Consider the following 21,082-nt stretch of genomic DNA (forward strand, 5'->3'; position numbering starts at 1 on the left):
CTTAAATTTTGAGCGATTTTATCAAATTTAGGCTTAAACAAGGGCTTCGCCTTTTAGTTTCGCGTAAATTTCGCAGCTCTTGCTAAGCGCCTCGTCAGTATCAAAACCAACCACTTTTCCGCCGCTGATAACGGCGATTTTATCGGCATTTTGCACCGTGCTTAGGCGGTGCGCGATGATAAATATTATCTTTTCTTTTTGTAAATTCGCGATGGCTTTGGTTATTTGCTGTTCGCTTTCGTTATCCAGGGCGCTCGTAGCCTCGTCAAATATCAAAATCTGCGGATCGTCGTAGAGCGCGCGGGCGATGGCGATACGCTGGCGCTGGCCGCCTGAGAGATTGGTGCCAAATTCATTTAAAACGGTCTGAGCGCCCTGGGGCAAATTTGACACGAAATCATAAGCGTTTGCGGTTTTTAGCGCGAGCTCGACCTTGGCCTCGTCGTATTCGCGGCCGTAGGCGACGTTGTTTGCGACCGTGTCGTTAAAGATATAGACGCGCTGGGTAACTAGGCCGATATTTTGCCTAAGCGAACCTAGATCGAAATTTTTGATATTTTCGCCGTTTATCTCGATCGCTCCGCCGTTTGCGTCGTAAAATCTCATGAGCAGGTTTACGACCGAGCTTTTTCCGCCGCCGCTACTACCCACGAGTGCTACGGTTTGGGATTTGCTCGCGCTTAGATTTATGCCTTTTAGCACCTCTTTATCGTCGTAATTTAGCCTGACGTCTTTAAAATTTATCAAATTTATTTCAGACGGCACCGGTTTGTCGCCGCTTAAAATTTGAGGCTCTTTATCAAGTAGCTCAAAGGTTCTCTCGGCCGCGACCACGGCGTCTTGCATTTTGTTATAAAGGCCTGAAATGCGTTTAATAGGCGTATAAAGCATGAAAAGCGCGGTTAGAAACGAAAAGAAGCTTCCCATCGTCAAATTTCCGTCTATGACCTCTTTGCCGCCGATAATGACGACCGCCGCGACGCCCACGGAGCCAAAAATTTCCATCATCGGGCTTACCATCTCGTTTACTTTTACGCTTTTTAAATTTAGCTTGAAAAATTTTGCGTTTTCGTCGGTAAATTTGGCGTGCTCAAACTCCTGCGCGTTGTTTGCTTTGATGATTTCGATGTTGGTAAAAATTTCGCTCAGCTTCGAGCTGATGTCGGAGGTCTTTTCCTGCGAGGCGCGGGAGATTTTTTTCATCTTTTTTGCGAGTCTTGAGAGCGGATATACGGCTGCAGGCATGATAACTAGCGCAAAAAACGCAAGCTGCAAGCTCTGATAAAGCACGACGCAAAGTAACCCGACGATCGTGATAGCCTCGCGGATGAGCTCTGGGATCATGGAGCTAACGATACTTCTGATGCGGTCGATGTCGTTGATATTTCGGCTGATTAGCTCGCCCGTACGGTAGTCGTTAAAAAACTTCATATCCAAATTTAGCAGGTTTTTTAGCAGCTTTTCGCGAAATCTCCTCACGATATCCTGCCCGATGTACGCGGTAAAATAGGCCTGCAAAAACGTCCCAAGCCCCTTTAAAAAGTAAATCGCTATGATGGCGTAGGGCAAAAGATAAAGCAGGTCTTTGTTTTTTTCGATGAAAATTTTATTTAACACAGGCTCGATCACCCACGCCGACGCGGCCGTACCGCCGCTAGCCATCAGCATGCCCGCAATCGCGATGATAAAATACGAAATATAATCCCTAAAATAGGGCGCAAACCGCCGCAAGACCTCTTTTAGGCTCATCTGCTTCATATCTTTTCCCACATGCAGCCGTTTGGAGTATCCATGAGGCTGATGCCGTTTGCGGATAGCATATCGCGGATTTTATCGGATAGCTCGTAGTTTTTTGCTTTTTTGGCTTCATTTCTTTGATTTATCAGATCCTCGATATAGGCTCGTTTTTCGTCGCTCACGCCAAACTGAAAATACTCAAATACGTCCACCTGCAAGATGCCTAGCACTCGCGCTATCAGCTCCAAATTTGCCGCGACCTCGCCTTTTTTGGCTTTGTCTTTAGGATTTGCGTCCAGTTCGTCGTTTGCGCTGCGGACAAACTCGTCTACGCTAGCAAGGGCTTTTGAGGTGTTTAGATCGTCCCCCATCGCGGACATAAATTCGCTCTTAAATTTATCGTTTGCGCTCAAATTTGCCGCCGCGCCCAAAACTCGTTTTTTTAGACGGTAAATTTTATCCAGGCGCTTTTTTGCCGCGCTTAGATCGTCTTCGCTAAAGTTAAAATTCGCTCTGTAGTGGCTAGAAATCAGATAAAATCTCACCGCCTCGCCCAAATTTCGCTCTAGCGCATCTTTAACGAAAAAGCTATTTCCCAGGCTCTTGCTCATTTTTTCGTTATTTACTTGGATAAAGCCGTTGTGAAGCCAGTATTTAGCCAGGCTTTTATGCTCGGCACAGCGGCACTGCGCAGCCTCGTTTTCGTGATGAGGAAAGAGCAAATCAAGCCCGCCCGCGTGGATATCGATTTCAAATTTTTCGCCGCTAGATAGGTGCTTTTTTATCATCGCGACGCACTCGGTGTGCCAGCCTGGGCGACCGCGGCCAAACGGGCTTTCGTACCATTTCTCGTCAAATTTCCACAGCACGAAGTCTTTTTCGTCCTTTTTTTCGTCGCTACTAGCCACGCGAGCGACATTTGCCTCGGTGTCAAATTTACCGCTCAGGCTCAGATACTGCGCGTCTTTTGCGGTGTCAAAGTATATGCCGTCGCCCGCGATCCCATAAGCAAAGCCGTTTTTTAGCAAAATTTCGATGTACTCTATCATCTCTTTTAGCGTCTGCGTCGCTTTTGGCTTGACGTCTGGCTCAAGCACGTTAAGTGCGCTCATATCGCGCTCATAGCTTGCGATGTATCTATCCGTGATCGCTTCTAAACTCTCGCCGCTCTCACTCATTTTCTTTAAAATTTTATCGTCGATGTCGGTGTAGTTTCGCACGAATTTGACCTTGTATCCAAGCTCGCTTAACGTGCGTCTAAGCAAATCAAAGCTAATCGCGCTTTTGGCGTGTCCTAAATGCGCATCGTCATAAACCGTCGGCCCGCAGACGTAAATGCGCACAAAGTCGCTTTTTACAGGCTCAAATTCTACTTTTTTTCTCTTTACGCTATCAAAAATTTGCATCTAAAAATTTCCTTAAAAATATCAAAATCACTGCTTCTAAAACCAAAACCGCGCTTAAAAGCGTTATTTTTTTAGGCTCAATTATAGCTAAAAATTTCCTTATCCCAAAAAATTTGACGTTTAAAGCTAGCGTCAAAAACCCGCCTAGCGAGCTAGCAAGCGCTAGTCCGAACGCACCGTAAATTTGCATCAGCGCGACTGCTAAAACGAGGTTAAAAACGAGCGTTATAACGGCTATTTTAGAGGCTAGCTTTTGCTGTAAATGCGCATAAAGCCAAAGCGAGAAAAGTTTAGCAAGCCCAAAAGGCAAAAGCCCGATCATATAAGCGGCCAAAACGCTTGCGGTCGCTGCCGTATCGGATGCCGTAAAGCTTCCGCGCTCAAAAAGCAGCTTGATGATAGGACCTGCTAAAATAATGCCGCCGATAGCCGCCGCAAAAAGCAGAAAATATAAAATTTCAAAGCTTTTTCGCATCCATTTTAGAGCTTCGGCTTCGTTGCCGGCCTTGATCTGGCGCGTGATTTTAGGAAAAAGCGCCGTCGAAAGCGCGATCGCAAATATCGCTAAAGGCAGCTGAAAAATGCGGTTGGCGTAAAAAAGATAGCTGATCGAGCCAGCTGCCAAAAACGATGCTAGCCACGTATCCATAAACGAGCTTAGCTGCATCGCGGACGATCCCACTAGGCCGTGGAAAAAGTTGCTAAAAAAGCCCCTCGTATCGGCCCTTTTGCCGCGGGCAAATTTAACTAAGCCGCCAAAAAATAGCTTTGAGATTCCATTAAATTTAAGAGCGATAAGGTGCGCTATGAGCTGCAAAATACCGCCTACAACGACGCCGAAACTCAGATAATAAGCCACGATTTTAGGCTCTTGTCCGCGAGCCAAAATCAAAGAGCCGATCATAGCTAAATTTAGCAAAGCGGTCGAAAATGCCGTCGTCGCAAAGTGTCCTCGGTACTGCAAAAGCGAGGCTAAAAAAGTAACGGCAAAGATGAGGGCCAGGTAGTAAAAGTTGATTTTTACGAGCGGGACGGCTTCGTTTATGTCGTTAGGCGCTAAACCGGTGGCAATAACGGCGGTAAAAAACGGGGCGAATAAATTTACCAAAAGTGTGAGAATGCCGATAAAGGCTAGAAATTTAAGAAAAATCTCGGCGCTAAAGAGCGATTTTTTGTTTGATTTCGTAAAATTTGGCAAAAAAGCGTTGGCAAATGCCCCCTCGCCAAAGATACGGCGCAATAAATTTGGTATCTTAAACGCGATGAAAAATATATCGCTGTAAATGCCCGCACCTAAAGTAGAAGCCGTGAGCAAGTCGCGCACAAGCCCTAAAACTCGCGAAACCATGATGCCGATGCTATTTGAAAAAAAGCCCTTGATAAACACGAAAATCCTAGTAAATTTTTAGCGCAATGATAGACAAATTTAGTTTTAAAAGACGTAAAATCAAGAGTTTTTAATGAAATTTTAGAGATAATCGACTAAAAATCAAAAAATTGCGAGAGTATCACGTGCCAGAAAACCAAAATGCGCAGCAAAACTTCCTAGCCGAGACGGAGGTCGAGACCGCCAATCCGTACGGCGAGATATTAAATTTAGCAAAACACTTCGGCGTCGATAGCAAATTTATAGATTTTGATATCATGGAAATCAAAACCGAGTGCAAGGTGGTGGGCGAGAGCCAACCTCGCCAAGTCCCTGCGGAAAAACTAAATATCTTTGACGACGATAAATTTTTTGTAGAAAAAGTAGAAAGCATAAAACAAAACTATCTGGTTAAATTTTACGACACGAGGCAGGTAAAACCAACGCCTTTGCCTAATGTCGCCATAAATGCGAATAAAAATTTAACTAAAATTTTAGCCACCGTTTCGCAAAACGCCGACACGGTTTATTTTAAAGAATTTGACAAAAAGCTGATAAATTTTATCTACAAAAAGCTGATAAAAGTAGGCATCCTGGTTGGCATCAGAAACAAAACGATGCTAGAAGAGGTCGCTAAAATTTATTCGGTTTTAAGAGTAAAAGAATTTATCGACAAAGACTACTCCTTTGTCGTAACTGCAGGCGTAAACGTAAATCCGTCGGCGGATGATGCGCTAGTGTTTCACTATAAAAATAAAAATAAATCCACTGACGAAAACGACAAGATCGACTATTCAAATAGGGGCTATTTATTGGGCGTAACCGAAAATGAATTGATATTTGAATACGTGAAACTAAGAGAAGGCGCAAACGGCCGTGATGTGCGAGGAAAACTTTTGCCTACTCAAAAAGCCAAAGCTACTATAGCAAAAATGCCAGAACATACAGAAAATATTTACTCAAAAGAAGATGAGGAAGGAATAAAATTCTTTTCAAAAAAATCCGGTTACGTACAGGAAGAAAAGGGCGTTTTTGATATTAAAGACGAGCTTGACGTAAATGAAATTTCGTTTAAGACTACCGGCTCGGTAGATACTGGGCTTGATACAAACGTAACTTTAAACGTAAAAGAAAAGGATCTAACAAAAGATGCCATAGGTACCGGAATGACGGTCGAAGCAAACGAGATAAATATAGAAGGAAACGTAGCCGCAAATGCGGTGGTGAAAGCAAATAAAGTAGTAATCGGCGGACAAACCCACGCTAAAGCTCTCATTGAAGCAAAAGATGCGAAAATAGCCGTACATATCGGTAGCTTTGACGGAGAATACGTCGAGATAGATAGGCTAGAAGGCGGCAAAGTAAAAGCTAAAAAAGTCGTGATAAAATCGGCGATCGGCGGAGAGATAATCGCCGAAAGCGTCATCATAGACACGCTCGTATCAAACTCAAACATCATAATCGCCGACACGTTAGAAATAAAAAAACTAAAGGGCGTAAATAATAAAATTTTAGTCGATTTTAGTATGATAAAAAACACGGGCGAACAGATAAACGAGCGCATGGCAAAGATAAAAACCATCAGAGAGCAGATCGTAAAAATGCCGCGCACTTTGGAGTCTAAAAGATGCGTTATCGAGGAAAACAAAGGCCCGATAAACGTCATAAAAGCTAAAATCGAGGAGCTAAAAAGCACTAACAACACTCCGCCAGTAACATTTATGAAAAAACTAAAAGAGTATCAGCAGCTGGTACACGAGTATAACGCGCTTTTAAAGGAATTTCGCGAAAAAAAAGCCGCGATCGCCGAGCTAAAAAGCGAGATAGCCAATATTCAAGACGGAATATTTAGCTCAAAAGTGATAAATCACAGCAATTGGCGCGAATTTAACGAGATAAAATTTAGGCTCGTCGATCCTGCTCGCGACATCACGTACAGCACCCGCGAAAACGAAATCGCTCGAGTCATAACGATAGCCAAGGTCGAGACCGAGGATGGCGATATAGACTACGTAGTTAAGAAAAACAACAACGTCAGAAAGGCCTAAATTTGCCTCTTTTTTTAAAATTTGAAAGCGAATTTTACAAGTGCGAGCAAAGTAGCGACAAGCTAACTATAAATCTAAAAAACGACTGGAACTACAAGCTACCGGCTCAAATTTGGACCCAAACGGCCGCGCTTATCGGCTCAAAGAAATTTAACAAAATCGTTTTAAATTTTAAAGAGGTAAAAGAGCTTGATTACGCAGCGGCACTGTTTTTTAAAAATACCTTTTTAAATGCCAGCAAAGAGTACGAGCTCGTAAATTTAACTCCCCACGCGCAAAAGATTTTTGATTCGATAAATAGCGAAGTAAATCCCAAAATAAAGCAGATCATAAACTCCAAACCGCACGGAAATCCATTCTCTCAAATCGGCAAAAATTTGACCGCGTTTTTTGCGGGATTTTGCGCGTTTTTAAATTTCATAGGCGAGTTTTTGGTCAAATTTAGCAAGATATTTATGTTAAAAAATATCCGCGCGAAGGAAATTTTGGCTTATTTTGAAGATGCGGGCATAAAGTCCGTTTTTATCGTGTGCCTCACCTCTTTTCTCATCGGTATCGTGCTAGCATATCAGGGCTCGAGCTTGCTTGAGCGTTTCGGCGCTACGATAATAATCGTTGAAATGATGGGGCTTTTGACCCTGCGCGAGATAGCTCCGCTCATCGCCGCCATCATCGTTGCCGGGCGCCTGGCGTCAAGCTTTACTGCGCAAATCGGCGTTATGAAAATCACCGAAGAGATCGATGCGATGAAAACGATGGGCTTTGATCCGTTTAAATTTCTAGTTTTGCCTCGCGTGATCGCTCTTATCGTAGCTATGCCGCTTATCGTGTTTTTAGCCGACGTGGCGGGGATACTAGGCGAGATGGTCGTAATGGAAAACTACCTAAACATCAGCTTTGATAGCTATCTGGCGAGATTTGGCCAAGAGGTGGATATAAAGCATCTTTACGTCGGGCTTTTTAAGGCTCCGTTTTTTGGCGTCGTGATCGCGTTTATCGGCTGCATGAGAGGCTTTCAGATCAGCGGAAACACCCAAAGCGTGGGCACATATACGACCGTGAGCGTTGTAAATGCGATATTTGGCGTGATCATGGTCGACGCGCTGTTTTCGATTATTTTCACGCAGCTAGGCATATAAATGATAATAAAAGCGACTGATTTAACGACGAAATTTGGAGACCGAGTGATTCACGACGGACTAAATTTCCACGTAAACGAGGCTGAAATTTACGGGCTGCTCGGCGGTAGCGGCACGGGCAAATCGACGCTGATGAAAACGATGATATATCTAAAGGAACCAAGCGCCGGCAAGGTCGAGATGCTGGGGCGCGATCTGTGGTCGCTAGACGAAGCGGCTAGGCAGGAAATGAAGCTAGCTTGCAGCGTGATGTTTCAGTTTGGTGCGCTTTATACCTCGATGAACGTGCTAGAAAACATCTACATCCTGCTAAAAGAGTATAGCGGTATGAGCGAGCGTTCGATGCGCGAGATAGCGATGTTTTGGCTACAAAAAGTAGGCCTTAGCGAAAACGTCGCGCTGCAATACCCAAGCGAGCTAAGTGGCGGTATGAAAAAGCGCGTGGCGATGGCTAGGGCTCTAGTGCTAAGTCCTAAAATTTTGTTTTTAGACGAGCCAAACTCGGGCCTTGATCCAAGCAGCGCGCGCGCCTTTGACGAGTTAGTGGTCGAGCTGCGAGATACGCTTGGCGTCACGGTCGTGATGGTAACGCACGATATAGACAGTATTTGCATGATTTTGGATAGATTTTTGATACTTCAAGATAAAAAGATAGCCTTCGAGGGGACGTTTGAGCAGCTGATGCAAATGCCCGAAAATCCGCTCGAAGAGCTTTTAAAAACAAGGAAAAACGGTGGGAAATAAAATAAATTATACTTTGATAGGTCTCTTTTTCGTGTTTGTCGTGAGCGCTCTTGGCGTCACGGCATGGTGGATGGGCGGATACGGAAAAAAGGCAGATGATTATAGGTCGTATTTCATCAAAACCACAAGCTTGCCAAGCGGTATCAAAAAAGACTCCACGGTCAAATTTATCGGCGTAGATGCGGGCACGGTCAAGGATATTCGCTTTGCCGACGAAAAAGAAGCCCTCATCGAGCTTGAGCTCTCCGTGAGAAAAGATATACCGATAAGAACCGATAGCACGGCGTCTGCGGAGATACAGGGCATCACGGGTATCGGCTATCTAAATATCTCGCGCGGTAGCATGGATAGCCCGCTCTTTGATAAAAACAAAAAGGCCTACATCGGACTTGAAGCGAGTTTTTTTGACAAAATAGGCAATAGGGCAGAGTATTTAACGCAAAATTTAGAGTCAACATTTAAAAATATCAATAAATTTTTAAGCGACGAAAACGCGGCTAAATTTTCGTCTATCCTAGTTTCGGTTGATGAAGCCGCGAAAAAGATAAATGCTGGAAATCTCGATATAAACGCGACTATCGCAAACGCAAACGAGGTTTTGTCTAATGCAAATTTGACGCTAAACGAGCTAAAAAAAGCGCTAAAAAACGCCTCGGGCACGCTTGAGTTTGTAAATGCATTTACGACCAAGGCCACGGACGCCGCGCAAGCGCTCAAAAATCTACAAACCGCGATAGCAGAAAAGATAAAAAGCGGCGAATATGACGTAAAAGACGCGCTAAATACGATTGGCGACGAGACGGAAAGGACGCTGCTAAGCTTTCAAAAGCTCATTTCGGATTTTAGAAACACCCTTTTTAGACTCGAGGACGATCCGTATGATTTTTTCTTTAAAGACACGCAGAAAAAGGACGAAAAATGAAAATTTTAAGCACGGTTTTAGCTCTGGCGGCACTGTTTTTTAGCGGTTGTAGCGTTTTGGCAAAGCCTGCGCCCAGGACGAATTATTTTATGCTAGGCAGCACGGAGGATAAATTTAAAGAGTGCGAAAACAAGCCCGAAAAAACGGTTTTTATCGAGGAGGTGCGGGTTTTTGGTGCGTATGAGAGCCGTGAAGTCCTAAAGGTAGACGCAAACGGCGAGATCCGTCCGCTAAAAAATATCAAATTTTTAGCGCTCCCAAGCGAGATGACGAGGCGAAATTTGATCATAGCCGCGAGCGATCAGTGCGCGTTTAAGCCCTCTTTTAAAAACGCGGACATTAACGTAAAGTCAAATTTACTCACGCTTCAAATCAAAGACCAAAAGGCGCAAATTTCGATGATGTTTAGCTTTTTTAAAGATGGCAAAGAGCTAAAAAGCATCGTGCTAAGCTCGCAAAAAGACGCAGGCGCGGACGAGGGCGAAATCGCGATGAAGGCGCTAAACGCCGCCTTTAGCGAGGTTACGGATAAATTTTTGCAAGAATTAATCAAATTTTAGAGATAATCGCAAATTTTAAAGGAAAACGATGATAAAAGCGATCGAGGGCGTCATAACCAAAAAAGAGCCCGCAAATCTCATCTTAAAGACGGCCGGCGGCGTGAGCTACGGCGTGGCGATCTCGCTTTTTTGCTCGGCGAAACTCGAGCGAGGCCAGAGCGTGGAGCTAAACATCACGCAGATCATCCGCGAGGATGCGGACTTGCTTTACGGATTTTTAGATAGTAACGAACAAAAGATGTTTGAGACGCTGATAAAACTAAGCGGTATCGGCGCGGCGACTGCGATGGCGGTGTGCTCGAGCCTAAATCCCAACGCATTTTTAAACGCGGTTAAAAGCGGAGACGCTACGGCGCTGCAAACAGTGCCAGGCATCGGCGCAAAGACTGCTAGACGCATCATCGCCGAGCTTAGCGACGCAAAGATGACGATGGATGAAAATCTGCCTAGCCATCAGCACGAAGCGATCTTAGCTCTGGAGAGTCTTGGCTTTAAAAGAGAAAAGATAACCAAGGTGCTTAGCGAGTGCGACGCGCAAAATACGGGCGAACTCATCAAACAAGCTCTAAAAAAACTAGCATAAAAAAGGAAAAGATATGAAATTTGCTGTGATATTCGGTGCAAAAAGCTACGAACACGAGATCAGTATCGTGAGCGCCATAGCCCTAAAAAAGGTGCTAAAAAACGAGCCTTTGTTTATATTTTGCGATAAATTTAGAGAATTTTACCTGATAAACGGCGCCGATATGAAGGCGAATTTCTTTAGCTCGGGCAAGTATAAAAACGCCAAAAAGCTCACTCTAAAACAGGGCGGATTTTTCGCGGGCGGGCTGCTCGGCGAGAAGAAGATCGAGGCGGACGTGTTTATAAATTTAGTCCACGGCATGGACGGCGAGGACGGCAAGATCGCTGCGCTACTCGAGTTTTACGGCCTTAGTTACATCGGCCCTCGCGTGGAAGCTAGCGCGCTAAGTTACAATAAGGAGCTAACCAAACTACTCGCACAAAAAGCGGGCGTAAAAACCCTAAACTATGAGGTTGTAAGCAGAATAAAGGCGCCTAGTCTGCCACTGCCCGTGATCCTAAAGCCGCTCCGACTGGGAAGCTCGATCGGAGTAAGCGTGATAAAAGACGCCGGCGAGCTAGAATACGGCCTAGATGTGGCGTATGAGTTTGACAAGGAGATCCTGGTAGAGCCATTTATCGAGGGCGTAAAGGAGTACAATCTAGCGGGCTGCAAGGCGGACGGCGAGATCAAATTTTCCATAATCGAAGAGCCCAAAAAGAAGGAATTTCTAGACTACGAGCAAAAGTATATGAGCTTTTCAAACGAGAGCAGGGCGCGCGAGGCCGACATCAGCGCAGAGCTAGCCACCAAGCTAAAACAAAGCTTTGAGCGCATCTACAACTGCGGCTTTGACGGGGCGCTGATACGCTGCGACTTTTTCGAGGTAAACGGCGAAGTCTATCTAAACGAGATAAATCCAAACCCAGGCAGTATGGCCAATTATCTATTTGACGACTTTGAGGGGACGCTAGGTCGCCTCGCCGCAAGCTTGCCAAAAGAACGCGAGATAAATATCGACTACAAATTTATTAACTCCATAACGTCGGCAAAAGGCAAGTTGTAAATTTTTTGCGGCTGAATTTCATAAATTTGACATTTGTTTTCCGCCTTAAACGGATTGTTTTGGGCGGCTTTTTAAATTTTTACGCTTTATCGTATCGCTAATAAATTTGGTCGGTAGTTTTGAAATTTAGCGATTATGGCGCTTGCCGGGTAAAATCGCGGCTTATTTTTCAACATTTTATATTGCAAAATCGCCAATTTAGGCCAAATTTAACTCGCTTTATTATTTGATGAAGCGGCTATTTTCATCAAATTTTACCACCTCGTCTTTGATATACTCGCAAATTTCACTTCAAAAATATAAAACGCTCTAAAATAAATTTTAAAGAACATAATGCGCTATTATATTTTAATTTGAATTTAAAGATAATATGCTATATTTTACACAAAATTTTACGTAAAGAGCAGAAATGACTACTTTTAGCAAAGATGAAATTTACACGGCTACCGAAGTGGTGCGAAATTTCAGCGCCGTTTTAGGCAAGGTCGGCAAGGCGCAGATGAAGCGCGCCGTGATCGTTAAAAATAATAAATTTGAAGCCGTGCTGCTAAATATGGGCGAATACGAGCGCCTATGCGAGGCCGTCGAGGTGCTCCAAAGTATATATGAGGCTAAAAAACGAGCCGGAAGCGGCGAATAATGGCAGTCAAAGAGATAAAATACGGCGGCAAAATTTACCGCATTAGCTACGAAACCATAAATCCCGCAAACAAGGACGTTGCGCTATTTTTGCACGGCTGGGGCGCAAACAAAGAGATCATGAAAAAGGCTTTCGGCGCGTATTTTAAGGACTTTCGGCACGTTTACGTCGATATGCCGGGCTTTGGCGCGAGCAGTATGCACGGCGCGCTAGCAACAAAAGACTACGCAAAAATCATGAAATCATTTTTGGACGAGCTTGGCGCGAATCCTAAAATCATCTTCGGACATAGCTTCGGCGGTAAGGTCGCAACCCTGCTAAACCCCCAATATCTCGCACTTTTAAGCTCGGCAGGCATCGTAGCTAAAAAGCCGCTTTGGGTGCGATTTAAGATCGCTTTGTTTAAGTTTTTAAAACTATTTGGCCTTGGATTTTTATACAAATTTTTCGCCACAAAAGACGTAAAAGGCATGAGCAAAACGATGTACGAGACGCTAAAAAACGTCGTTGACGAGGACTTTAGCTCTAAATTTGCAGACTTTGGCGGTAAGGCGTTTATATTTTGGGGTGAAGAGGACAAGGCCACGCCTCTAAAAAGCGGCGAACGCGTAAGTCGCCTTATCAAAAACAGCGAATTTCACGCACTAAAGGGTGATCATTTTTTCTTTTTACTTCACGCGCGCTACATCGACGGCGTCGTGAACGCGGGGTTAAATTTGACAGATTTGGACGATGAAAGCGGGATCGAGAGCGTAAAAATTTTAAGCCCGAAAAACCGTGAAAATTTGAGCGAGGAAACCTGGAGCACCGACGAAAATGGCGATCTTAAAAATGCTACCGAGCAAAATTTGGCCGAACCTGCTCGTGCGAATTTGGAGACGAGCGTTAAAACCATCTCTCAAAACAGCCTCTTTGACGAGCAACCACAAAGCGGCGGCCTTGTGGATCAAAAGCCGCAATTTGACGATGTAAGCCCTAAAAACGGTCAAATTTTTAAAGAAAATTTGTTTGACGAGCAAGAAAGCGTGCAAGACAAACCTGAGCCTAAAAACGACGTTTTAAACAGTGACGAGCAAAATCAAATTTTGCCAAAAGATAAGCAGGGCGATCAAAAAATCCCAAAAAAGCCGGTGCAGCAAACGTTTGACTTAAGCTAGCGCCTTGGATTACGATATCAGCATCAAATTTATGCGGGTTTGGCAGGCCTGCATCAAATTTACGAGCTAAATTTAAGCCCAAAATCTGTAAAATTTCGGCTGATAAATTTGCATTTTTGTGACACCGATAAAGCAGGGCGGCTAAATTTGGCTCTCAAATTTAACAGAAAAAAATATCAAAATTTATGCTAAGCCTGCAAAAGCAAACCGCAAAACGCCAAATTTTGCAAAAAAGGGCGCGAACAAAAGCCCGCTTAAGCGAACCTAGGAGAAAAAATGAACGAAACCCTTATAAATATCAGCCTTGCCGCGACGCAGATTTTATTTACGTTTGCGCTGGGATTTTATCTCATCACCTGCCTTCAGTGGTTTTCCTACAAGTTTGAGCGCGTGCTGTTTCACTTCACCAGGCCGCTGTGGCACGTATTTTTCCTCATCGTGCCGATCGTGCTTTTTTATGGGGCGGAGCGATTTTTCTGGATTTATTTTTACTTTGCGCTGGTACCGAGCCTCGCTCTTTGGCATAAAAAGCTCGATAAAAAGCTGGTTTTTACACCTAGAGTCAAGCGATTTTTTGTTATCTTAGCACTCGCCGTTATCACTAGCTACGGCGTTTATTTCGCGACGCAGTACCGCGTAAATCTAGGCGTCGTCCTGCCGCTCGTGGTATCTTTTGTGATTAGCTTTTTGCTGGAAAAGGCAAAATTTAAAGCCTACGAAAACAGCGCGCGCAAAAAGCTAGCCTCGATGTCGGAGCTCAAAATCATCATGATAACGGCGAGTTTTGGCAAAACCAGCATCAAAAATTTCCTCTTTGAGCTGCTCAAAAACGACTTCGCCTGCCGCAAAACCCCTCGTAGCGTAAACACGCTAGCAGGCCTCATCCAAGACGTAAATAACGAGCTTGCCGCCGGTACGCAGATCTATATCGCCGAGGCGGGCGCGCGTTTAAAAGGCGACATCGCACAGATCACGGAGTTTTTGAACCCGCAGATCGCCATAGTCGGCGAGATCGGCGCGCAGCATATCGAGTATTTTAAGACGCTTGAAAATATCCGCGCTACAAAGCTCGAGGCTCTTGGTTCAAAGCGCCTAGAAAAGGCTTTTGTACACAGTAGTACGCAGGCAAACGAGAGCGAAAAGATAGAAATTTACGATAAAGATCTAAGCGGCGTGGAGGCGAGCTTAGACGGAGTTAAATTTAAGCTTGGCGAGAGGGAATTTCACTCGCCGCTGCTTGGCAAATTTAACGCCGCAAACCTAGCCGTCTGCGTCAAAACCGCGCTATATTTGGGATTAGACGAAGCAAGGATTGCCACAGCTCTAGCGCGTCTAAAAAACGTCGAGCACAGACTTGAGCGCATCGATGCTGGTGGCAAAATCATCATCGACGACGGCTTTAACGGGAACTTTAACGGTATGAGCGCGAGCTACGAGCTGGTCGCCGGCTACGAAGGGCGCAAGGTGCTCGTGACGCCCGGCATCATGGAGAGCAGCGACGAAGAGAACGAAAAGCTAAGCAAAATCATCAACAAGACCTTTGATATCGTCATGCTAACAAGCTCGCTAAACGCCGTCGCGCTACTAAAGCACCTAAATAGGCCAAAAGTCATCGTTATCAAGGACAAATCAAAAATGCAAGAAGCCATGGCGCAAAATACTAGAGCCGGCGATCTGATCCTTTTTTCAAACGACGCTCCGAGCTTTATGTAGGCGTAAATTTGATGGTTTTGGGCGATAGAGATAAATTTGATAGCGCCACTTCTGACTTTTTAAATTAAAATTTGAAGTTTAGTTAAATTTGGCATTTTCAAGGCGCAGGTTTTGCTAAGCGCCGATTGCGGCAGATGAAAGATAAAATAGGGCGGCTAAATTTAAACGACTTTAAATTTCACATCGGTCAAATTTGCCGTCAAATTTAAATCCCCGCACTAGCCATCCCAGCCTCGATCAAAAACTGGCTGGGCTGATAGTTTATTTTTTTGATTTTGTCGTATTTGGCGTAGCTTAAAATCAGCTCGTCGCGTGCGCGAGTGACCGCGACATAAAAGAGCCGCCGCTCCTCCTCGAGCGAGCCGCCCATGCTCATGAGTTTGAGGTTCGGGAAGCGATTTTGCGCGAGATCGACTACGAAAACGAGGTCAAACTCAAGCCCCTTGCTCGCGTGCACGCTTAGCAAATTCACACCTTCGCCGCTGCTCATCTCGCTACTGCCTAGTGTGATAAAGTTATAAAATTTCTCCGCCTCCGAGTAGTTTTTGGCCAGTTCGCCCAGCACCTCGAGCTTGCCCGCGATGCGTTCTAGAGCCTCTTTTTTTAGCGTTTCGTCGACGTTGCCGTTTTTTTGCGTGGCGCGCTTGGTTGCGAGATTGTCGGCGATGAGGGCGTAAATTTTGCTATTTTTGAGATCCTCTATCAGCGAGGTCGGGCGTGAGTGGCGTTTGGCGGCGTTTAAAAAGTTGTAAATTTCATACAAAAACTGCCCGCCGCTCTCGCTTAGTTTTTGCATTTTTAAAATCGGATGCGCGAAAAATTTCTCGCTAAAGTTAAATTTAGCAAAGCGAGACTTCTCTCCGACCTCGTCAAGCTCGTCAAAAAGCCCCAGCTGGTAGTTTTTGGTCTTTTTGGCAAAGGCCTCCACGCTCTCATCAGGCTGCAAAAATCCGCGCACGACGTCGCCGTGTCCAACCTTGCTCAGCACCTCGAAAATCTCCTTGCTAAGCGCCGCACCGACGCCTTTTGCGTATTCGCATACGTGGATAAAGGCCATAATGTCCTTTGGGTTTATGAGGATGCCTAGTAGATCCATCGCCGCGCGCACCTCGCGGCTCTCAAAAAAACTCACACCGCCCTTGCGCTTGGAGCCGATACCAAGCTCCCGTAGCGCGACTTCTAGGCCGTCGGCGCTTGAGTTGTTGCGAAAGATGATAGCGATGTTTTCTTTTTTGTATTTGCTGACGGCGATGACCTGCGCGATGTTTGAGTATTGGTCGAAAAGCTCGTTGTAAACTAGCAGCTTTGGCGAGGTAAATTTGCCCTCGCGGCCGACGACCAGCTTTTTTTCGTAAAGGCGCGGGTTGTTTGCGATGACTTTGTTGGCTAGAGCCAGGATCGCGGAGCTACTGCGATAGTTGATGTTTAGCGCGTAGATTTTAGCGTCTGCGAATCGGTCCTTAAACGAGCCGATGATCTCGATGTTTGCGCCGTTAAAAGCGTAAATACTCTGGTCAAAATCCCCGACGCAAAAAAGGCTTTTCGTCTCAAAAGCGCTGATTAGCGAGCCTTGCAGCGAGTTTGTGTCCTGATACTCGTCGACTAAGATTTCTTCAAATTTTAGCGGCGCACCTTTTCTCAGTTCGTTACGCATTTTGATAAGCAAGTCATTAAAATCCGCGTAGCCAAATTTGCTCTTTTCCTCCTCAAATTCGCGCAAAACGTCCTCGTAAATCTCGGCATAAACGCCTTGCTCGTCGCTTCGCTCCTTTAGCCACTCGCCAAAAGTCTGCTTTAGGGCTAAATTTTGAAATAGCGAATACGCGTCGTAAAGATAAGCGCCCCCGTACGGTTTAACATCGCTTAGGTGGTTAAATTTGCGCCTTTCGACGAGCGATTTTAGCAGCGTTTTTAGCTCGCTTGGTTGCTTTAGCGTAACCGGTTTTTCTAGAAATTTAAGCAGCGAATAAGAAACCGAGTGAAAGGTGCCCGCCGTGATGCGCGAGGTGATTTTTTTATCAAAATGTCGGTTTAGACGCTCGATCATCTCGGCCGCGGCTTTGTTGGTGAAGGTTAGTAGCAAAATTTTCTCGGGCTTTACGCCTAAATTTAGCAGATGAGCGATGCGTGCGACGATGGTGCTGGTTTTACCGGTGCCCGCACTTGCGATGACTAGATTGTGCCCGGCGGGAGCGGTCGCGGCGGCGTATTGTTCTTGATTTAGTTTTGAAAGGGGCATATTTTCCTCGCGTTTAAAAGGGTGGATTATACCTAAACGGGCTTAAATTTTTAAAAATACGAAAGTAGCCGATGTAGCGGAAATTTGACTTGACCCTGCTTTTTGCAGGGCCGCAAAGTAAATTTAAGCTAGTTTATTTTGGATTTAGTATTTCTTTTAGCTCCTCGTCACTTAGCTCGTAGCGGTAAAATTTGAGGTAAAATTTTTTGACTTCATCTTCTAAATTTAGCTCGGTAAAAAATTTCAGGATAAAAGATTTTGGCTAGCCAAAGTGGCTGCAAAGCACCCTCAGCGCTACGCACGCTCCACAGATAAACTCCGCTAGGCACGACGAATACGGCGCCGTCTTTAACGGCTTTTAGTTTTTCAAACGCGGGATTATTTAAGATCTTTTCCTTGCCTTCGCGCGAATTGGTTATGATTATATCTGGATTAAAGATAATAACTTGCTCCTCGTTTATCGTCTTTGAAATCTTAAAATCCGCCTCGTTATCTTGGGAGCTTAAATTTATGCCGCCAGCGATTTTTATGTACTCTGCGCCGATATCTTTGCTACTGATCGTGCTAAAATTTCCAGAGTTAAAATTTAGAGCCAAAACCCGCTTTTTATCCTTGATATTTTGAACTTTTTCGCTTACGTATTTTATATTTTCATCAAAATACTCATCAAATTCCTCCGCCTTTTTTACTGCATCGCCGCCTAAAATTTGGGCTATTTTATTAACTGCGCCTTTTATCTCGCTAGCGTTGCTAAATTTATTTATATTTACGACCGCGATGCCGGCGGCTTCTAGTTGCGCTCTTTGATTTTCGTCAAATATCATACCGACTGGCCCAAAAACCACCTGCGTATTTGAGGCGATTATTGTCTCGGCGCTGCTTGTTAGCGAGCCGCTTACGTTATTCATCGTTTTTATTTTTGGGAAAATTTTACTCATCATTTTTGGTAGCCGCGCTGCGCCAGAGATGATTTTATCTTCGCCGGTTAGCATTGCGCTCATCTGCGTAAATGCCCCTATCATCGGCGTTATGCGCTCTACGTTATCAGGTATTTGCACCTCTTTGCCATCGTCATCAACGACGATACGCGCCTGCAAGATACAAACCGCCAAAATCAAAATCGCCAAAATTTTTCTCATTTTTTCTCCTTAAATGATCGGGACGCAGGAGTAGACGCTTCTGCCCTCGATCTCGTTTTTTACTACTCTTATATCGGCGCCATATGCGAGCCTTAAATTTTCATCCGTTATCGCTTCGCTCGCGCTGCCGTAGATGATATTTTGATCTCTTTTTAAAAGCGCAACCTTGGCGTCTATATAAAAAGCATGCTCGGCAAAGTGCGAAGTCATGATGATCTTATGCCCGTTTGCTGCTAGTTCTTTTACCGCCTTTAGAATTTTTATTTGGTTGCCAAAGTCCAAATTTGAAGCGGGCTCGTCTAGCATAACGGCGTTTGCTTCCTGCGCTAAAGCTCTTGCGATTAAGACCATTTGCCTCTCTCCGCCGCTGATATCGGTGTAAATTTTATCCGCAAATTCGCTCATTCCTAGCATTTCAAGCTTTTGTTCGGCGATCTTTACGTCCTTTGCGCTTGGATTTTCAAAGGTTCCGATATAAGGCGAGCGCCCCATTAAAACGACGTCTAAAACCTTAAAAGCAAACGGCGGAGTATGAGCCTGAGGCACGTAGCTAACGATCTTTGCTCGCTCTTTATCGTTTAAAGCGAAAAAATTTCTCCCATCTGCAAAAACCTCACCGCCAAAAGGCTTTAAAAATCCTAAAATGGTCTTAAAAACGGTCGTCTTGCCTACGCCATTGGGTCCGAGCAAGCATAAAATTTCTCCGTCTTTTAGCTCGGCGCTAAAATCCTTTACGACTAGCTTTTTGCCGTATCCGCAGCTTAAATTTTTTATCTCAAATTTCACAGCTAACCCTTTTTGCTCTGATAAAGCAAGTAGATAAAAACGGGTGCGCCAATCAGCGAGGTGATGATACCAAGGGGTATCTCGCTAGCCATCGCGCACCTTGCGATCGTATCTACTACTAGCAAAAATAGTGCGCCAATTAGCATTGAAGCGGGCAAGAGAGCGTTAAAATTTGCCCCCACGATAGAACGAGCGATGTGCGGCACGATGAGTCCGACCCAGCCTATGATACCGCAAAAAGCCATGCTAGAAGCCGTCAGCAAAGTAGAGGCGCAGATGATGATAAAGCTGTAAAATTTGACGTTTACGCCCATAGCCTTTGCTTCTTCTTCGCCAAATGCCAAGATATTTAGCCTAAATCTAAGCAAAAATAGAGGCACCGAGCAAAGCGCCGTGACGCCTAGCATATAAAGGGCGTTTTGATATCCTCCCGTGCGAGCTAGGCTACCCATCAGCCAAAACGTGATCTCGGGTAGCTTGTTTTCGCTATCTGCTAGAAATTTTAAAAGCGAGCTAAAAGCGCCGAAAAGCGAAGATATGACGACGCCTGAGAGTACCATTATGATGACGTTTAGCTTGCCTCTAGCTATGAGTTGGCTTAAAAAAACCACCGCAAAAACGGCTGCAAGTCCAAAGCCAAAAGACATTAGTGAGACGTAAAGCACGGGCAAGGAAAGGATGATAGCGATGCTAGCTCCGACCGCTGCGCCGCTAGATACGCCCAGAATATCGGGGGAGACTAAGGGATTTTTAAAAAGCCCTTGATACACGGCGCCGGCTGCGGAAAGGGCGGCTCCCACCAGCACCGCAAAGGCGATGCGAGGAAGTCTGATTTGCGTTATTACGGCGTGAGCTTGCTCGTTTGACGGCGGCGAGCCAAATAGCAAAGATTTTAAGCTAGCAAAAATTTCGGCCACACCCAGACCGTATCTGCCAAGAGTCAGAGAAGCAAAGGCGCAAACTATCAGCACAATCGTTAAAACGGCAAAAAAGGCTTTGTTATTCAAATTTTACCTCGCTTACGTCGTACCACATAGCGTAGCTTTTCGTCGTTCGGTAAAATTTAACCCCGCTACCATCTTTTACTAGCCATTTATCCACGTTTTTTCTAAAATTTTTTTCTTTTTCTTTTGGGATTTCTCCGACGAATTTTAAAAATTCGTAAGCCTCGTCCTTGCTCATAAAACTCTTTTCATAAACGGTATCAAATATACGCACATTTACGTTTGCGCCCAGATCGTAAAGCATATTGAAAGTAGCGTTATAGCCAAACATTCTAGGATTTTCGTTTATAAAAGGCGGACGCTTAGATGCTCTTTCGTCGATGCCAGCAAGCAAATCCATCCAAATTTTTCTAAGACTTGGATGATCTTCTAAAAAGCTAGTTATGCATACGTATTTTTTCGCTGCGTCGTTTAGCCTTTTTATATCGCCAAGACCGACCGAACGCGAGGCGACGACGACATCGTGCTTGCCGATTATGTCCAAGGCATCGCTATCTAGCCAGCTTTTTTGCATAAATTTTATATTTTTTACGCCAGCGTTTTTGGCATTTTGCTTACAAAATTTAAGCATCTCTCCAAACGCGTCAAGCGCGGTCAGGCTTTTAGCCCGTCTAGCCATAGGTATGCTAAGGCGTCCCGGTCCGCAGCCCACGTCTAGCACGCTATCTTCGGACGTTATCGGTAGAGCGTCTGCTAAAATTTGCGCACTACGCTTTTCAAGCTCAGCCATGCCGTTATACATCACAGCTACTTTATCCCAATCAACCGCGCTTCCGCCGGCTCCGTCTCTAGTCATAGGCGCAAATTTAAGCTCCCTAATCGCCTGCCAGTTTAGTAGTCCTTGCATGTTT

Annotated in this window: 18 protein-coding genes; 10 read left to right on the forward strand and 8 right to left on the reverse strand. The window is 44.9% G+C overall.

Going from position 1 to position 21,082, the window contains the following annotated elements; all coding sequences use genetic code 11:
* Nucleotides 1-33: 33 nt before the first annotated feature.
* Genes CSUNSWCD_RS04105 through murJ form a run of 3 tightly spaced genes read right to left on the reverse strand, consistent with a single transcriptional unit; the run spans nucleotide 34 to nucleotide 4,530 of the window.
* Nucleotides 34-1,758: an ABC transporter ATP-binding protein gene (locus tag CSUNSWCD_RS04105; protein WP_009494394.1), complete on the reverse strand. Its 1,725-nt coding sequence runs from the start codon at nucleotides 1,756-1,758 to the stop codon at nucleotides 34-36.
* The gene (cysS, locus tag CSUNSWCD_RS04110; RefSeq protein ID WP_009494395.1) at nucleotides 1,755-3,143 is read right to left on the reverse strand and encodes a cysteine--tRNA ligase; all 1,389 of its coding nucleotides are present in this window, start codon (nucleotides 3,141-3,143) and stop codon (nucleotides 1,755-1,757) included. Before cysS ends, CSUNSWCD_RS04105 begins: the two co-directional genes overlap by 4 nt.
* A complete protein-coding gene (murJ, locus tag CSUNSWCD_RS04115; protein WP_009494396.1) occupies nucleotides 3,130-4,530 on the reverse strand; it encodes a murein biosynthesis integral membrane protein MurJ in 1,401 nt (466 codons plus the stop codon). Before murJ ends, cysS begins: the two co-directional genes overlap by 14 nt.
* Before the next feature lie 110 nt (nucleotides 4,531-4,640).
* Between murJ and CSUNSWCD_RS04120 the strand changes: the two genes are divergently transcribed.
* From CSUNSWCD_RS04120 to CSUNSWCD_RS04165, 10 genes are all read left to right on the forward strand, one after another.
* Complete coding sequence (locus tag CSUNSWCD_RS04120) at nucleotides 4,641-6,557, forward strand: flagellar assembly protein A (protein WP_241091507.1); 1,917 nt, start codon at nucleotides 4,641-4,643, stop codon at nucleotides 6,555-6,557.
* 2 nt (nucleotides 6,558-6,559) lie between these two features.
* Entirely contained in the window at nucleotides 6,560-7,696 is a 1,137-nt protein-coding gene (locus tag CSUNSWCD_RS04125; RefSeq protein WP_009494398.1) for an MlaE family ABC transporter permease, read from the forward strand.
* Nucleotides 7,697-8,440 (forward strand): ABC transporter ATP-binding protein, encoded by a 744-nt coding sequence (locus CSUNSWCD_RS04130; protein ID WP_009494399.1) that lies wholly within the window; start codon nucleotides 7,697-7,699, stop codon nucleotides 8,438-8,440.
* Nucleotides 8,430-9,362: an MlaD family protein gene (locus CSUNSWCD_RS04135; protein ID WP_009494400.1), complete on the forward strand. Its 933-nt coding sequence runs from the start codon at nucleotides 8,430-8,432 to the stop codon at nucleotides 9,360-9,362. The genes CSUNSWCD_RS04130 and CSUNSWCD_RS04135 overlap by 11 nt, the downstream gene beginning before the upstream one ends.
* Complete coding sequence (locus tag CSUNSWCD_RS04140) at nucleotides 9,359-9,922, forward strand: hypothetical protein (RefSeq protein ID WP_009494401.1); 564 nt, start codon at nucleotides 9,359-9,361, stop codon at nucleotides 9,920-9,922. Before CSUNSWCD_RS04135 ends, CSUNSWCD_RS04140 begins: the two co-directional genes overlap by 4 nt.
* Before the next feature lie 28 nt (nucleotides 9,923-9,950).
* Entirely contained in the window at nucleotides 9,951-10,505 is a 555-nt protein-coding gene (gene ruvA, locus CSUNSWCD_RS04145; protein ID WP_009494402.1) for a Holliday junction branch migration protein RuvA, read from the forward strand.
* Nucleotides 10,506-10,518: 13 nt separating this feature from the next.
* The gene (locus CSUNSWCD_RS04150) at nucleotides 10,519-11,553 is read left to right on the forward strand and encodes a D-alanine--D-alanine ligase (RefSeq protein WP_009494403.1); all 1,035 of its coding nucleotides are present in this window, start codon (nucleotides 10,519-10,521) and stop codon (nucleotides 11,551-11,553) included.
* A 409-nt stretch (nucleotides 11,554-11,962) separates the two neighbouring features.
* The gene (locus CSUNSWCD_RS04155) at nucleotides 11,963-12,193 is read left to right on the forward strand and encodes a type II toxin-antitoxin system Phd/YefM family antitoxin (protein WP_002947827.1); all 231 of its coding nucleotides are present in this window, start codon (nucleotides 11,963-11,965) and stop codon (nucleotides 12,191-12,193) included.
* Nucleotides 12,193-13,350 (forward strand): alpha/beta fold hydrolase, encoded by a 1,158-nt coding sequence (locus CSUNSWCD_RS04160; protein ID WP_009494404.1) that lies wholly within the window; start codon nucleotides 12,193-12,195, stop codon nucleotides 13,348-13,350. Before CSUNSWCD_RS04155 ends, CSUNSWCD_RS04160 begins: the two co-directional genes overlap by 1 nt.
* A gap of 276 nt (nucleotides 13,351-13,626) precedes the next feature.
* On the forward strand, nucleotides 13,627-15,063 hold the full coding sequence (locus tag CSUNSWCD_RS04165) for a Mur ligase family protein (protein ID WP_009494406.1): 1,437 nt from the start codon (nucleotides 13,627-13,629) through the stop codon (nucleotides 15,061-15,063).
* 205 nt (nucleotides 15,064-15,268) lie between these two features.
* Here CSUNSWCD_RS04165 and CSUNSWCD_RS04170 read toward each other — a convergent pair whose 3' ends face one another.
* The 5 genes from CSUNSWCD_RS04170 to CSUNSWCD_RS04190 all read right to left on the reverse strand — a co-directional run bounded on the left by CSUNSWCD_RS04170 (nucleotide 15,269) and on the right by CSUNSWCD_RS04190 (nucleotide 21,078).
* Entirely contained in the window at nucleotides 15,269-17,302 is a 2,034-nt protein-coding gene (locus tag CSUNSWCD_RS04170; protein ID WP_009494407.1) for an ATP-dependent helicase, read from the reverse strand.
* A 212-nt stretch (nucleotides 17,303-17,514) separates the two neighbouring features.
* Nucleotides 17,515-18,441, reverse strand: a complete 927-nt coding sequence (locus CSUNSWCD_RS04175; RefSeq protein WP_009494408.1) for an ABC transporter substrate-binding protein — start codon at nucleotides 18,439-18,441, stop codon at nucleotides 17,515-17,517.
* Between the two features lie 9 nt (nucleotides 18,442-18,450).
* Nucleotides 18,451-19,227, reverse strand: coding sequence for an ABC transporter ATP-binding protein (locus CSUNSWCD_RS04180; RefSeq protein WP_009494409.1), 777 nt, complete (start codon nucleotides 19,225-19,227; stop codon nucleotides 18,451-18,453).
* Nucleotides 19,228-19,229: 2 nt separating this feature from the next.
* Nucleotides 19,230-20,234, reverse strand: a complete 1,005-nt coding sequence (locus CSUNSWCD_RS04185) for a FecCD family ABC transporter permease (protein ID WP_009494410.1) — start codon at nucleotides 20,232-20,234, stop codon at nucleotides 19,230-19,232.
* Complete coding sequence (locus CSUNSWCD_RS04190; protein ID WP_009494411.1) at nucleotides 20,227-21,078, reverse strand: class I SAM-dependent methyltransferase; 852 nt, start codon at nucleotides 21,076-21,078, stop codon at nucleotides 20,227-20,229. Before CSUNSWCD_RS04190 ends, CSUNSWCD_RS04185 begins: the two co-directional genes overlap by 8 nt.
* Nucleotides 21,079-21,082 lie beyond the last annotated feature (4 nt).

It is taken from the genome of Campylobacter showae CSUNSWCD, assembly GCF_000313615.1.
GTDB classification, from domain to species: Bacteria; Campylobacterota; Campylobacteria; order Campylobacterales; family Campylobacteraceae; genus Campylobacter_A; species Campylobacter_A showae_A.